The sequence below is a fragment of the Marinovum sedimenti genome, from assembly GCF_054052205.1.
On sequence record NZ_CM133223.1, the window covers coordinates 746,421 to 761,108 of the forward strand.

At 61.4% G+C, this 14,688-nt stretch carries 13 protein-coding genes and 1 tRNA gene; 10 read left to right on the plus strand and 4 right to left on the minus strand.

Translation table 11 applies throughout. From position 1 onward, the window contains the following. Nucleotides 1-15: 15 nt before the first annotated feature. Entirely contained in the window at nt 16-456 is a 441-nt protein-coding gene (locus ACW9UO_RS03615; RefSeq protein ID WP_457087621.1) for a DUF1850 domain-containing protein, read from the plus strand. Further along, on the plus strand, nt 453-2,435 hold the full coding sequence (locus tag ACW9UO_RS03620; protein ID WP_457087622.1) for a TRAP transporter permease: 1,983 nt from the start codon (nt 453-455) through the stop codon (nt 2,433-2,435). Before ACW9UO_RS03615 ends, ACW9UO_RS03620 begins: the two co-directional genes overlap by 4 nt. A 54-nt stretch (nt 2,436-2,489) precedes the next feature. On the opposite strand, the gene ACW9UO_RS03625 is transcribed toward ACW9UO_RS03620, so the two are convergent. Both ACW9UO_RS03625 and ACW9UO_RS03630 read right to left on the minus strand, forming a co-directional pair. Then, nucleotides 2,490-5,126: an AAA family ATPase gene (locus ACW9UO_RS03625; RefSeq protein WP_457087623.1), complete on the minus strand. Its 2,637-nt coding sequence runs from the start codon at nt 5,124-5,126 to the stop codon at nt 2,490-2,492. Beyond that, entirely contained in the window at nt 5,123-6,241 is a 1,119-nt protein-coding gene (locus ACW9UO_RS03630; protein WP_457087624.1) for a metallophosphoesterase family protein, read from the minus strand. The genes ACW9UO_RS03625 and ACW9UO_RS03630 overlap by 4 nt, the downstream gene beginning before the upstream one ends. Nucleotides 6,242-6,441: 200 nt before the next feature. Here ACW9UO_RS03630 and ACW9UO_RS03635 point away from each other — a divergent pair, with 200 nt between their 5' ends. From ACW9UO_RS03635 to ACW9UO_RS03660, 6 genes are all read left to right on the plus strand, one after another. After that, the gene (locus tag ACW9UO_RS03635; protein WP_457087625.1) at nt 6,442-7,026 is read left to right on the plus strand and encodes a 3'-5' exonuclease; all 585 of its coding nucleotides are present in this window, start codon (nt 6,442-6,444) and stop codon (nt 7,024-7,026) included. 160 nt (nt 7,027-7,186) lie between these two features. Beyond that, nucleotides 7,187-7,723, plus strand: coding sequence for a YaeQ family protein (locus tag ACW9UO_RS03640; protein WP_457087626.1), 537 nt, complete (start codon nt 7,187-7,189; stop codon nt 7,721-7,723). 325 nt (nt 7,724-8,048) lie between these two features. Then, entirely contained in the window at nt 8,049-9,347 is a 1,299-nt protein-coding gene (locus ACW9UO_RS03645) for a tyrosine-type recombinase/integrase (RefSeq protein WP_457087627.1), read from the plus strand. A 155-nt stretch (nt 9,348-9,502) separates the two neighbouring features. Next, nucleotides 9,503-10,126 carry a hypothetical protein gene (locus tag ACW9UO_RS03650; protein ID WP_457087628.1) on the plus strand — a complete coding sequence of 208 codons (624 nt, stop codon included), beginning with the start codon at nt 9,503-9,505 and terminating at the stop codon, nt 10,124-10,126. Between the two features lie 101 nt (nt 10,127-10,227). Further along, on the plus strand, nt 10,228-10,413 hold the full coding sequence (locus ACW9UO_RS03655) for a helix-turn-helix transcriptional regulator (RefSeq protein WP_457087629.1): 186 nt from the start codon (nt 10,228-10,230) through the stop codon (nt 10,411-10,413). Between the two features lie 3 nt (nt 10,414-10,416). Next, nucleotides 10,417-10,809, plus strand: coding sequence for a winged helix domain-containing protein (locus tag ACW9UO_RS03660; protein WP_457087630.1), 393 nt, complete (start codon nt 10,417-10,419; stop codon nt 10,807-10,809). Nucleotides 10,810-10,811: 2 nt separating this feature from the next. Here ACW9UO_RS03660 and ACW9UO_RS03665 read toward each other — a convergent pair whose 3' ends face one another. Beyond that, complete coding sequence (locus ACW9UO_RS03665) at nt 10,812-11,126, minus strand: Rap1a/Tai family immunity protein (RefSeq protein ID WP_457087631.1); 315 nt, start codon at nt 11,124-11,126, stop codon at nt 10,812-10,814. A 141-nt stretch (nt 11,127-11,267) separates the two neighbouring features. Between ACW9UO_RS03665 and ACW9UO_RS03670 the strand changes: the two genes are divergently transcribed. Next, nucleotides 11,268-12,161, plus strand: coding sequence for a DUF7146 domain-containing protein (locus ACW9UO_RS03670; RefSeq protein WP_457087632.1), 894 nt, complete (start codon nt 11,268-11,270; stop codon nt 12,159-12,161). Further along, entirely contained in the window at nt 12,148-13,644 is a 1,497-nt protein-coding gene (locus ACW9UO_RS03675) for a YfjI family protein (protein WP_457087633.1), read from the plus strand. Before ACW9UO_RS03670 ends, ACW9UO_RS03675 begins: the two co-directional genes overlap by 14 nt. A gap of 825 nt (nt 13,645-14,469) precedes the next feature. Here the strand turns inward: ACW9UO_RS03675 and ACW9UO_RS03680 are convergent. After that, a tRNA-Ser gene (locus ACW9UO_RS03680) sits at nt 14,470-14,559 on the minus strand. Nucleotides 14,560-14,688 lie beyond the last annotated feature (129 nt).

Sequence of the window (14,688 nt, forward strand, 5' to 3'; positions counted from 1 at the left end):
CTCGGAAGGGGGCTTTTGGCCCTCTTCCTTTCCGCGTCGCCCGCCTTTGCCGAGGTTTTGACCGCATCCTTGCCGGATGGCACCGAGATTGCCCGCTTGACCGTGCCCGAGGGCGACGGCTGGTGCATTTACTGGCATCATTCGGTGCAGGGTTTCGAGGTGCAGGATTGCTATCGCAACCGCCAGGGCCGCATGGTTCTTACCCGCTCTCATCAACCTGATTTTGCCGCCGGTCTGGGCCATCTTGTTGGCCGTGGGCGGCAGACGTCCGATGGCAAGGGCGGCTATTGGATCGAAGATATCGACGAACCTGTGCCGGGCGATGCCTATGTGCTGCGCCCCGGAACCATGAAGGTGAACCACAGGATTGTGGCACAGGGCAGCAGCATATCGCTTTCGGCCCTCGCCCCCCGCGCCCGCGTGCGCATCGCACTGACACCGGAGACGACAGAATGACCGACACCCATGACGTGAAGGCCCCCGGCGTGGATCGCCAACCGCCGATTATCCTGCGGGCCATCGCCGTGGTCGGGATCGCGCTGTCGCTGTTTCAGCTTTATGCCGCCGGGATCCAGCCGCTTGGCCTGTTCTTTCAGCGCCCCATCCACCTTGGTTTCATACTGGTGCTGTGCTTTCTGATGTATCCGGTGACCGGCACCCGCCCGCGTGGCGTGATCGGCTGGGCCATCGACGGAGCCTTGATCGGCTGTAGTATTCTGGTGGGCTATTGGGTGCCCGCCAATATCGACGCCATCGCCAATGCCATCATCCCGCGCAGCATTGATGTGACGGTTGGCATCATCACCACGCTGGTGGTGCTCGAGGCGGCGCGCCGCGCGATTGGCCTTGGCATGACGATCATCGGCGGCGCATTCATCCTGTATGCCTTTGCCGGCAGCCGGGGCGAATTGCCGTTCCTCGCCGATCTGATGCCCGGCATCCTCAACCATCGCGGCTATACGCTTGAGCGTTTGGCGAGCCAGATGACGCTGGGAGCCGAGGGTATCTTTGGCCTGCCGCTCGGGGTTGCCGCGACCTTTATCTTTGTCTTTGTGCTGTTTGGTGCCTTTCTCGAAGTCACCGGCGCGGGCAAGTTTTTCATCGACCTCGCCTATGCCGCCACCGGTCGGCAGCGCGGCGGGCCGGCCAAGGCAGCGGTGATCGCAAGCGCTGGCATGGGGTCGATCTCGGGCTCGGCGATTGCCAATGTGGTCACCACCGGCGCCTTTACCATCCCGCTGATGAAGAAGCTCGGCTATCGCCCGGCGCAGGCTGGCGGTATCGAGGCTGCGGCCTCGACAGGCGGTCAGATCATGCCGCCGCTGATGGGGGCCGGTGCCTTTTTGATGAGCGAATTCACCCGCGTGCCTTATCTTGAGATTGTCATGGTCTCGATCTTTCCGGCGTTTCTGTATTTCGGCGCGGTCTACCTGTTGGTCCATATTGCCGCCGTCAAACAGGGGATGACAGGCATCCCCGCGTCCGAGTTGCCAAAGGTGCGCGACGTGCTGGCCGAGGGCTGGCACTTCCTGTTGCCGCTGGTGGCGCTGGTCGCTTTGCTGGTGGCGGGCTATTCGCCGATGCGCGTCGGGTTCTATGCTATCCTTGCGGTGATCGGCGCGGCGGCGCTGCGCGGGTTGATGCAGTTTGTGGCCGATGGCCCGACGATGCCCGCCCTCATCGCGCTGACCAAAGCCGGGGTCGCCAAAACGCTGGAGGCGCTGGAACTCGGTGCGCGCAACGCGGTTGCGGTGTCGATGGCTTGCGCCGTGGCTGGGATCGTTGTGGGGGTTGTCGGGCTGACCGGGCTGGGGCTGAAATTCTCGGCAATGATGCTGGCATTCTCAGGCGGCAACCTGCTGTTGGCCCTGCTGCTTGTTGTGCTTGCCAGCCTGATCCTTGGGATGGGGTTGCCGGTCACGGCGGCCTATATTGTGCTGATCATCCTCGTTGGCCCGGCCCTGACCGAGCAATTCGGCATGCCGATCCTGATCGCGCATCTGGTGGTGTTCTGGTGGAGCCAGGATTCCAACGTCACACCCCCTGTGGCCTTGGCGGGGTTTGCTGGCGCGGCAATTGCCAATGCCTCGCCGATGGAGACCTCGGTGCAGGCGTGGAAATACGCCAAAGGGCTGTACCTGATCCCGCTGTTCATGGTGTTCAACCCGTCGATCATCGAAGGCGGTCCGGTGCCGCTGGTCCTGTGGAACGGCGCGATTGCCATTCTGGCGCTAACCGCCTTTGCGGCAGCGTTGGAGGGTTATCTGTTTGGCCCGATGCCGGTTTGGGCGCGGGTGCTGGTGCTGCCCGGCATGATCGGGATTTTCTGGCCCAGCCTGACGGCCGAAATCGCCGGGGCGGCGCTGATCACCGCGCTGCTGGTGCACAATTGGATGACGGGGCAAAAGCTTGGCAGCGACCCGGCCCCGGCCTGAAACCTGTGTAAATTGCGACGCTGGCGGCACCCTGCCCCCAGCGTCGCAGCTCCGTCAAACCGCCTCGGTTTCGATGAACGCCCGGGTGCCGCCAAGATCGGAAAACGCGCGGGTTCGGCAGCTTAGCACGATGATTTGCTGATCGCGGGCCACCTGCGACAGCATGTTGAACATCGTCGAAATCCGCTCATCATCGGTATGCACCAGCGCATCATCCAGAATGACCGGCACATGCCGCCCCTGCTTGGCAAACAGCTTGGCAAAGGCCAGACGGGTCAGGATCGCAATCTGCTCATAGGCCCCGCCCGACAGCACAGTCACGTCATCCTCGATGCCATTTCGGATGATCTTGCCAACAAGCATCTTCTCAGGATCAAGCTCGAATTCAGCCCCGGCGTGCAACTGCGCCAGCAAGGGGCGAAGCTCGGTGCGGATCGGTTCGAAATAGGTTTCCTGTGCGTCTTTGCGCGCGGTGTCGAGGTGGTCGATCAGCAATGTCAGCGCCTTAGCCTGCATTTCATACCGCGCCGCGCGCTCTGTCGCGCGGGCCAATTGCTCGTTGACCTCGGCCAGCTTTTCTTCGACCGCATCCTCGGATTGCGTCACGATCACCCCGTTGACATGCGCCAATTCGCGTTCGAGCCGGTTGATCTCATCCTGATCGCCTTTCACCGCGCTTTGCAGCCGGTTGTGCGCTGATTTCGCCACCTCCAGATCGGGGGCGTCGCGTTTCAACGTCGCGAGGGTCTGCGCAGCCAAGGTTTCCTTTTCAACCTCGCCGTCGCGCGCGGTTTCAAGCGCCGCAAGCTGGCTGTCTTCGCCCTCCGGTTTCGCCGCGGCGGTCTGCTCGGCCAACAGATGGTTCAACACCCCGTTGGCCTCGGCCACCTTGCCCGCCGCCTCCGTGGCGCGTTTTTGCAGCGCCTCGCTCTGGGTTCTGAGGCTGTCGAGCCTGTCGTCAAGCCGCGCGATGTCGTCTTCGATCTGCTCCGCCGTGGGCCCTGTTTCCTGCGCGGCGGCAGGCGGCTGTTCCTCCGGTGGGTGCCCAAGGTCGGCGCAAAGCGCGTGCCACTCTTCCGTCAGCGCGTCGGTCCCATCGGGAGCCAAACCGCGGATCATCGCCAAGGCCACCTCTTTGTCGTTTGCCGCCCGTTCGCGCGCATGAAACACCTCTCGCGCGCGGGTCAGCGTGTTGAACCCCAACCCCGCCAACGCCGCGTCATACTCGGCCTGAAGCGCCTCGGGGTCTTCGATCCCCTGCCCCGCTGTCGCTGCGGGACGCAGGCAGACCTCGCCAAAATTCGGGATGTGCACATCCAGCGGGCGATCAATCAGGGTCATCTCGCCGGGCGGCACGGCCCTGCCGTCAAGCGTGGCGCTGTCGGTGCCGGAGGGCTGGATGGTAAAGCTGGCGAATTGCGCGCGCCGCTGTTCCTTGGCGATGCTGATCCGCCGGCTGAGATCCCCCAGATGATCGAGATCGCTCTGCGCAATATCGGGGCCATGCAGGACGGCTTCGGCCTCGGCCAATTTCATTTGCGGTGCCACGAGGCTTGCCGAAAGCTCCGCGAGGGCGTGCATGCGGGCCCATTTCACCCGCTTTTTCTGCGCAAGGCGGGCGTCTTTCAGCGCAGTCGCACGCCCGCGACGCTCGGTTTCGCAGTGTTTGATCTCGGCCAATCCCTCGGTGAGCTTTTGATCCGCATCCTTTTGCGCCGCTTCGATGCCCATAACAACGCCGCGCTTCTCCGAAATCTCTTGCGCAAGCTGGTTGCGCCGGTCTTGCGCATCGGTGATGTCTTTGATCAGGCGGAGCAACCGGTCCTTTTCGGCCGCAATAATCCGCAGAGCCTTGTCCGCGTCGGTGACGCTCCTGTCATGCTGCTCGGCCTGTTGCAGCGTCTCAAAAGCCTGTTCAAGCTGGCGCGTGCGCTCCGCCTGTTTTGCGGGATCTTGCAGGTCTCTCAGCCGCGTTTTGGTGCGCCGCTTGACCTCAAGCGCCTTGGACAGACTGGCCACCTCCGCCTCAAGCCGCGCCTTGCGCTCTTGCAACTCGTCAACCCTGTCCTCAACCTGCTTCCACGGGCTTCCGGCCTTTGCTTTCAAAGACTTGGTCGCCAAAGCCGCCAGTTCACTACGGCACCGTTCCACAATCACGTCCATGCGCCGCCCGCCAGTGACCGCGTCAATCTGGCCGCGCACGCTCGACATCAGATCCCGCCGGGCGGCGACGTTGCTGGCATCCCTGTCCTTGCCTTCGGGATCAACGTGGATCGCGCCTTGGCGCACCCAAAGCAAACCAGTCGGCCCCTTGTTGGCCCGGTTGATATTGTCCTCGATCCACGCCTCGGCATCGCCCTGCTGTTTGACCACCTGCCCCGTCGCCACATCGATAACCTTGGCCGACTTTTGCGCCAGAAAGGTCTTTTCGATGCGGAAATTCCGCCCATCAACCTCGATTTCTGCGGCCACCGACACGGCCCCGCCCGAATAAGGCTGTAGCTTTTTCACCTCTTGCGCCGTGGAGTTATGCGCCACAAAAAACAACGCATGCAGCGCGTCAAAGAACGTCGATTTGCCCGACTCGTTTTCGGCGGTGATGGTGGTCAGCCCATCGCCAAACGGGCCAAGCTGCGCCTTTTGACCGGCGAACCGGCGCACGTTTGTCAGTTCGAGAGTGCGCAGCTTCATTGCCCGGTCTCCTCTTGTGCGATGTGAAACAGATGGGTGAGCGCGATCTGTGCAATCTGCACATCTTCGGCGGTGCGCCCCTGCAGATCGGTCGCCGCAAACAGGCTGTCGGCGGCGGCCCGCAATGCGCCCCCCTCGGCAATCAGGTTCAGATCATCCACCACCTGCTCAATCGCCAGACCGTCCCATGAGACCTCGAAGGCGTGAAAATCATCGGCAATCCGCGCGCAGGTGTCGCGCAGATCGCTGTGTTCGAGCAACCCCAGACGGCCCGTGACAGTGAGGCGCAGCAGCACCCGGTCCCGGTTGGACCGCGGCAAAGCCTCGCTCAATTGCGCCACGGGGTCAGAGCCTGCGAGGACATCAAGCGTAAGCGCCTGCCAGTCGAACCGCCCGATTGGCACCGGCGTCACCACCGGGCTGGCGCCGGAGCGCGCGATATCGACCAACAGCACACCCGCCGGCGGATGGCCTTTGAACCCGTCCGCCTCCGGCGCGCCAGAATACCACGTCGCCGGGGTGATCGACTTTTGGCCATGCCAATCGCCAAGCGCCAGATAATCGAGGCCGGACCGCTCGGCGCGATCCGGCGGAATGACCGCAATCGTGCCCTCTTCGGTGCCAAACTCCATGATCCCGCCATGCGCGAGCCCGATCCGCAGCCGTTGCCCGGTGTCCGCCCCCGTCATCCACTCGGTCAGATCGACGCCCGGATTGCGCACGCTGGGCGGCGCCGGCAAAATCGCCACATCCTCGCCAATCTCGATGATGTCAGGCGTCAGCGCGAGCGTCACATTGTCGGGCCTGTCCCGCTCGATCCGCTCCCACAGGTCGACGGCGGCCAGACTGTCGTGATTGCCCGGCATCAGCACCCAATGCACCTCGGAAAAGCGCTGCATAGTGTCGAGCGCGCGTTGGACGATCTTTGACGGGGGTGCCTCGGCGTCAAACGTATCGCCGGCGATCAGCACGAGATCCGCAGCATGGGCGCGGGCCGCCTCTCCGATCTGTTTCAGGGCCTCAAGCCGGGCGAGCCGAAGCGCGGCGCGGGTGTCTTCGTCAAACCGCCCGAACGGTTTGGCCAGATGAAGGTCGGCTGTGTGGATAAAACGCACTGGGAACACCTCTGAAACTCTTATCAAGGTCACCGTATCCGTCTGAAATTACATCTGCAAATCAGATATTTCGCCGGGTCGTGGCCCGCGGCCCGGATCGCGCAAGTCATTTGACATCCGGTGGTTATCCTTTGAAACTGGGATGCGGGTGCAATACCGCAATCATTGCGCCGCCGCCGCCCAACAGACGGAGCGCCGAGATGACCCGCGACCTGCCCGACGGCGATTTCCAATTTATCGCACTGGATGTCGAGACCGCCTGCGGCGACAGCGCGAGCATCTGTCAGATCGGCATCGCCTGTGTCGAAAACGACGGCGCTATTCAAACTTGGGCGACCTACGTTGACCCCCAGATGTCCTTTGCGCCGTTCAACATCGATCTGCACGGCATTGGCCCTGAAACGGTGCGCGACGCACCCACCTTTGCGCAAATCTGGCCCCGGATGCGGCCGCTTTTGGCGCGGCACCCGATGGTGCAACACAGCCGGTTCGATGAACGCGCGCTTGACGCCGCTTGCGACACCCACGGCCTGCCGCGCCCTCGCCTGAGCTGGCACAACAGCGTGACCATCGCCCGCGCGGCCTGGCCCGAGCTGAAAGGCAATGGCGGCCACGGATTGGCCAACCTCAAGCAGGTGTTGGGCCTCGACTTCCACCACCACGACGCTGGCGAAGACGCCCGCGCGGCGGCTTTGGTCGTGCTGCGCGCGCAGGACGAGACCCGCGGATCACCGGTCATCGACGCCCTGCGCAGAAAGCCGGTGCAACTGTCATGGCCGTTCTAAAGGGCCGGTTTTGATTGCGCCAGGCTCACAGAGTTGGCCTCTGGTGCGCTGCCGGCGCGGTCAACCGGACCCCCGCCACAGTTCGCTGAAAATTTTATCTGCTTTCACACCGCCGCCCAAAGCATTAGGCAACACAATCTTTACCATTTCAGGGCATATCATGGCGCAAAAATCCACTATTTATAAAGTCGACCTTTCCGTCTCTGATATGGACCGGCACTATTACGAGACGCACAAGCTGACCGTGGCCAAACATCCGTCGGAAACGGATGAACGGATGATGGTGCGCCTGCTGGCGTTTGCCCTGAATGCGCATGAGCATCTGGAAATGACCAAGGGTTTGTCGACCGACGACGAGCCCGACATCTGGCAAAAGAGCCTGAGCGGCGAGCTTGAAGTATGGGTCGCCTTGGGCCTGCCGAGCGAAAAGGTTGTGCGCCAGTCCTGTGGTAAGGCGGACCGAGTGGTTGTCTACCCTTACGGCGGCCGCACGGCCGAGATGTGGTGGGACAAGATCCAGAACAGCACCACCCGGTTTGACAATCTCTCGGTGGTCAACCTGTCCGAAAGCGACACTAGCGGACTGGCGACACTGGCGAGCCGCGCGATGAAGTTGCAGGTGAATATTCAGGACGGCGATGTGATGGTCAGCGTCGACGACAAAATCGCCTATGTTACGCCGGTTGTCTGGAAATAGGCGGCACAGGAGGGCGCCGGGCAGTTGCTTTTTCCGCTGCCCACCGCCCTCTCACGTCCTGACCGAGTTACCAAACGCAATCGCGCGCCCGTACAAAACGTGCTCCCGCAGAAACCGCCAATCAATTGGGCCACACGCAGACCGAGATGATGCTTCAAAAAGCGTTATGGCGGACAGTGAGGCCGCCCTACTGACTTCCGGAACCATCCGCGCACATCCAGAATAACTCAATAAAATATGGCACTAAATTGCTTTCCTTGTTCGCCAGATTCCGGCACAATCCGAGGCAATCCACGTACTTGTGGGGGATAATCTGGGGGATGAGATGGAGCGCGCACCAAGGAAACCGGCCAAGGCGCTTTCGTCGCGTTTTGTGGATACCGTCACCGAACCCGGAAAATATTTCGATGGACAGGGTTTGTTTCTGCGCGTTGCCAAGAACGGCGCGAAGCAATGGGTGCAGCGCATCACAATTCGCGGCAAACGGACCGAACTCGGGCTGGGCAGCCCGCCTGCCGTGTCACTGGCGATGGCGCGCAAGTTGGCGCTTGAGTATCGCGGTCAGGCAATTCTTGGCGGCGACCCGCTGGCCGAAAAGAACAAGGCGCGGCACGGGCTGACCTTTGCCAAGGCGGTGGATACCTACCTTGCTGCGAAGCTGACCGAGTTTCGCAACGAGAAGCACCGCAAGCAATGGCGCGCGACGCTCGACACTTATGCCGTGCCGGTCCTCGAACGCAAACGTGTCTCCGATATTGGCGTGCAAGATGTAATGCGCGTGCTGGAACCGATCTGGCAAACCAAGACAGTGACCGCAAAGCGGCTGCGCGGGCGGATCGAAAACGTTCTGTCATGGGCAACGGTAGCGGGGCACCGAACGGGCGACAATCCGGCGCGGTGGAAAGGCAATCTATCTGAAATCCTGCCGAAACCCGCAAAAGTTGCGAAATCATTCAACCAACCTGCGCTGGCACTAGGCGATGTGGCGCGCTGGTGGGCAGACCTCGGCAAGCGCGACGGCATGGCAGCCCGCGCTCTAGAGTTTCTGACGCTGACAGCCGCCCGGTCCGGTGAAGTTCGAGGCGCGACATGGGATGAAATTGACCTCGGGGAGACAGCTAATCCCGCTAACCCTGCTAATCGGCACGCCGTCTGGACCATACCGGCGGGTCGGATGAAGAACGGCAGGCCCCATCGGGTGCCGCTCACATTGGAGGCCGTGAGATTGCTTGAAGAATTGCCGCGTTTCGATGGCTCGCCCTATGTTTTCTTTGCGCCGCGCGGCGGCACGCTGTCCGATATGTCTGTTTCTGCAGTCATGCGGCGGTTACAAGACGCTCAAGTAAAGGCAGGCGACCCGGGCTACCTTGACCCAGCCAGCAAGCGACCGGCGGTGCCGCACGGGCTGCGCTCGACCTTTCGCCAATGGGCGGCAGAGCAAGGCTATCCTCGCGACATGGCAGAAATCGCGCTGGCGCATTTCATCGGCTCCGAAGTGGAACGAGCGTATCAGCGCAGCGACATGCTGGAACGGCGGCGAGACATGATGGCGGCTTGGGTGGGGTTTCTTCGTAGTGATGCAGCACAGGTTGGAAATGTCGTGAACTTTGGAGAATCGCGTTAATGGCGATATGGTGGGCGCGAATTTTGCCGTCGCACGACACCCAAATATTTCCATATGACCAGTGGTTGGTGGTTTTCGTTCCAATACACACTCGTCATGTGACAAAAGTAGGGGTCAACACCCAAGACCAACTTACCGGACCAGGTTGCCTAGACATGCATATCGTGGCCCCAGCGAATGCAAATGAAGAATGGTCATATTCGCAGGCGGTCGAGCACTGTGCACGCGAGTTTCAAAACTTCCGACAACGATTTAAAGTGGACCCAAGCGGCGTCAATGATCCGCTTTTCCATACTGCACTTGAACACATCGATGGCGCTGAACTAGCACAATTGAGTATTGCTCCCGACAATAGCATCAGCCAACCGATTTGCATTCCGAGACCTGCCCTTAATCGCGAGTTAGTTAGCGCCGCTGACAATTTGGAAGTATTCTGTATTTTGCGAGCCGCCGGATTGCGGTCTATGGAGACCCGTTCATTGGACATGCAGCCGAGAGCATTTCGGGAATGGTTCGGCGGTGTATGCCTCGGAAGAATTCAGCCGCCGGGCAAGCGCCCCAAGTCTTGGGGCGACCTAAAACGCAACGAGTTGATATACTACCAAGTCACTGAACTAGCGAAGCACGGACTGACGGTCTTCCGAAACGATGCCAGTGCCCCGCATAGCGCCCTTGACGCCATAGCCGACGCGGCGAAGGCGGCGGGACTGCCAAGCCCGCGTAGCTATGAAACTGTCAAGCGGATCTATACAGAAGTCCGAAGGCGGAAAAGTGGGTAGTATTGCTAAGAAACCTTACCCATGAGGCTATTCCCGCGCGCGCCTAACCTTCCAGCAGAAGCCGCAACAACCCCGTTGCGGCCAGAAGGAAAGGTTAGGATATGGCTGAGAAGCTTATTCGCCGCCCCGAGGTCGAAGCTCGCACCGGGCTTTCCCGTTCAACGCTTTACGACTGGATGAAGCGCGGAGATTTTCCGCAGCCAGTCAAGCTGGGCGCGCGTCTTGTCGCGTGGCGCGAAAGCGACGTGACCGCATGGCTCCAAACCCGCGAAACACGGATTGCGTGACAGATGGACCGTATTGATAACCCCGGCGCGCTGGCGGGCGCAACCGGGGCCGGAATGCCTAGCCAAGCGACTGCGGAAGGCACCCGAAAAGTAACACATCGCCCCGGCAGAGGCACGCCCTATTGCGTGACCCCGAACGCTGGCGACCCTTTTTGCATCAAGGTATCAGGCCGCACGCGCTGGGCGCTCGATTGCCTGCGAACTGCCGGTTCTCAGGGATGCACGCCGATCACCAAGCCCGCGCCGCGCTGGGCAGCTTACGTTTATAACCTGCGCGAAATGGGCGTGGATATTGAAACCATCACCGAAGCGCACGGCGGCGAATTTGCCGGGTATCACGCCCGCTATGTGCTGCGCTGTCAGGCCGCCCCAGCGGTGAAGGGCGGTGCGAGATGACATTATCCACAGGGAAAAGCCTCGGCCAGAGCTCTAGCTATCAAAGGGGAAGCGAATTCGTGCCGGCGTGCCGGGTTGTTACGCAGAAACGCAATAACGACGTCTACCATTTGCGGGTACGTTACACCGCTTGGGAGACAAACCGCCGAGGAATACAACGGTGCATATGGTATAAGCCCAGCGGCTCCTCCCACGAATCCAGCACACATCGCCTTGGAATCGACTGCATTGTTCGTGCACTGCCGAAAAAGAAAGTTGCCGTCCTGTGCACTGGCCGGACTCCCAGAAATGGCAAGAACCAATATTGCTACCCTCATACCGCAACAATGATGCGATTCTGCGCCCCTATGCAAGGAAACCCGCTATGAGACGGCTGCAAATACGCCTGCTGATGCGGTGCCACGGGCTGACCGAAGCACAGGCACAGGCATTCGCCGCACTCATTTGGGGGGCTGGCAATGGTTGATGCACGCGTTCTAACACATAACTTGGGCGGTAAATGGTATCGGCGCTATGGTGCCGCCCCCTGCCCGATCTGCCAGCCGGAACGGCGCAAGGGCCAGAACGCTTTGACCTTGGCCGATACCCGCGACGGGCGCTTGCTGGCGCATTGCAAGAAAACCCATTGCAACTTCGCGGAAATACTGGCGGCAGCGGGCGTTACCCCGGGCGACTACTTGCCGCCCCCGCCTGAAGAACAGGCACGCCGAGATGCGGAACAGCGCAGCGCGGCAGAAAAGCGGGCGCGGCAGGCAGCACAATGCTGGCACGAAACCCTGCCAATCGCCGGAACCATCGCGGCGCAATACCTGCGCAATCGGCGGATTACCTGCGCCCTACCGGAAACGCTTCGCTTTCACCCCGGCACATGGCATGGGCCAACCGCCACCCGACACCCGGCGCTGGTGGCGCTGGTGGAAGGCGGCGACGGCTTTGCGGTGCATCGCACTTACTTGCTACCGGAGGGCTCGGGGAAAGCCGCGCTCGACCCTTCTAGGATGATGCTGGGGGCGGTCGCTGGCGGCGCGGTCAGGCTTGGAAGTGACCCCGGCGCGTTGGTGGTAGCCGAAGGCATCGAAACCGCCTTATCGCTTGCCTCTGGGCTTCTGCGTGCGCCCGCGACCATATGGGCCGCACTGTCCACCTCGGGGATGCGCGGGCTGATCCTACCGCAACGACCGGGGCAACTAACACTCGCTCCTGACGGCGACCCGGAAGGCCGCGCGGCAGCTCATGCGCTTGCCGAACGGGCGCACGCGTCGGGATGGCGGGTTTCGCTTTTGCCCGCGCCAGACAGGCGCGACTGGAACGATGTTTTGACAATGAAAGGGGGCCTTGATGAACGCTCCTAAACCAATCAACTTCGCGCCCGAAGGACCGCAGCCACTTGTGCGCGAGATTGCCCCCGGCGCGCCCTACCCCGTTGCCAATCTCGGGCCGTTGCAACCCGCCGTCGAAGCCGTACAAGGCATGGCGCAGGCACCTATGGCAATTCCTGCCGCATCGGCACTGGCCGTAGCGTCATTGGCGGTGCAGGGCTTTGCCGATGTGGAAACGCTGGGCGGGGCGCGCCCGGTTTCGCTCTATGCGCTAACCATCGCGCGAAGCGGTGAGCGGAAATCAAGCTGCGACGGACCGCTGATGGCAGCGCTGCGCGACTATGAGCGGGAACAGGCACACTCGCAGCGCGGCGAAACCGAAAGCTGGCTGAACGCGCAGGCGCTTTGGAAAGGTGAACGCGACCGCATCTTGGCAGAAGCCAAAAAAGGTAAGGGCGAGAAGCGTGTTACGGCGCAGGCGGATCTTGATGCGCTCGGGCGTGAACCCGCCGCACCGCCCAGTGCGGATCGGACAGTGACCGAACCGACATTCGAGGGGCTGACACGGCTTTTCGCCCATGGGCAGCCTAGCCTTGGCATTTTCAGCGATGAAGGCGGGCAGTTTCTCGGCGGTCATGCCATGAACAGCGACAATCGGCAAAAGACCTTGGCCGCGTTGAATGACCTTTGGCAAGGCAACCCGATACGGCGCACGCGAGCAGGCGATGGACATGCCGCCTTGTTCGGGCGACGGCTTGCTGTACACCTGATGGTGCAGCCTTCTGTCGCGCGGGCGTTCATGGCTGACCGTATGGCAGCAGATACAGGCTTTCTTCCGCGCTTTCTGATCTGTGAACCACCCAGCACCATCGGCACGCGACTGCACGCACAAGCAAGGCATGAAGCCGCGCCGTTGTCGGATTTTGGGCATCGCCTGCGCGCCATTCTCGATACCCCCCTGCCGATGGACGAAGAAACACGGGAACTGACGCCGCGCGTCCTGCCGCTCGCCCCGGATGCTAAACGCTTGCTGATCGGCTTTTCTGACACCATCGAAAAGGCACAGGCCGGGAACGGCGACCTATCACACGTCACTGGCTATGCCAGCAAAGCAGCGGAACAGGCGGCGCGCATTGCGGGCGTGCTGACGCTGTGGCGGGATGTGCAGTCGGCATCCATCACGGCGACCGATATGGCAAATGGCATCGCGCTTGCGCAATTCTACCTGACCGAAGCGGTCAGGCTCGCCGATGCGGCGAACGTCAGTCAGGAAATCGACCGGGCGGAAGCGCTGCGCAAATGGCTTCTGGAAAGTTGGCCGCACTTGGAAATCGTGAAAAGCGACGTGGTGCAATTCGGCCCAAACGCCTTGCGCGAGACGCCCTTGGCCGAAAAGGCGCTGGGCGTGCTGGAGCGCAATGGCTGGATCAACCTCTTGGACGCCGGGGCGATTGTACGCGGCAAAGCGCGCAGGGCGGCTTGGCAAATCGTGAGGGACGTGAGCGATGTGGTTTGATGTGCAAGCCGAACTGGCGAAGCTTCCGGAAACCAAGGTTGCCAGTGATGGTGAAGAATTAGCGGAAATAGCGGGATTAGCGGCTCTTGCCGCGCCGAGAATAGAAAGCGGCGGGCAATATCGGCCCGCCGTGCAGCACGATTGTTCCGGCCTGCCCTTATCGCCGCCTACATGCGCAGTCTGTTGCCGGACCGACTGGCATGTGAGCGTAACGGAACCGGATGGCCGCCACTGTCACGTCACTTGCTCGGGCAACTAGCCAGTCGGAAAACGCCAACGTTTCCAACGCCCGGACCCGTTAAAAATAAGTGGAAAAACGGACATGCCGACACGAAAAGAAGATTACTTGAACCAATCTTCAGACCAAGGCTCGATCTGGATCGAGGCGCTGGACCCGCCCTTTTGCAGAATAGCATGGTGCGTCTATTCGGGCCAGAACGCCACACTGACCCGACGCCGGGTTGAGCGGCTTTGCAAGCTTTACGGGGCAGCGCAGCGCAACTGCGCCCGGTGCGGGGATTTGATAGGCGCGCACAAACGGATCGACGCCCGATACTGCACTGAAACTTGCCGCAAGGCCGCAGCGCGCCATAGACGGGCAGGACGACCCAGCGAACCTCCCGGAGAACGCTAGTGCCGCGCTGGGCAAGTGGACCAATACGCGCGCGCAATACTCCTGATACAACTGGCCGGAAACAGGACGCAATGATGGCTACACAGCGAGAAGATTGAACTGATGCGCTGCTCGGGTGGGGGATATTCCGGGGGATGAGAAATCGCCCACCACCAATAACGTCGTAAAATCAAATACTTATTGAGTGTGGGTGGCGGACAGTGAGGGATTCGAACCCTCGAGACGGTCTCCCGCCTACACACTTTCCAGGCGTGCGCCTTCGACCACTCGGCCAACTGTCCGTTCGCGGGTGTTTAGCCCTGACACCAACCGGGGTTCAAGGGCTAAAACCAAAGATTTCAAGGAAATCGTCAACGCCCCCGCACAAGCCCCCCGCACCTGCCTTGATGCCGCCTCTCAAGACACCGGGT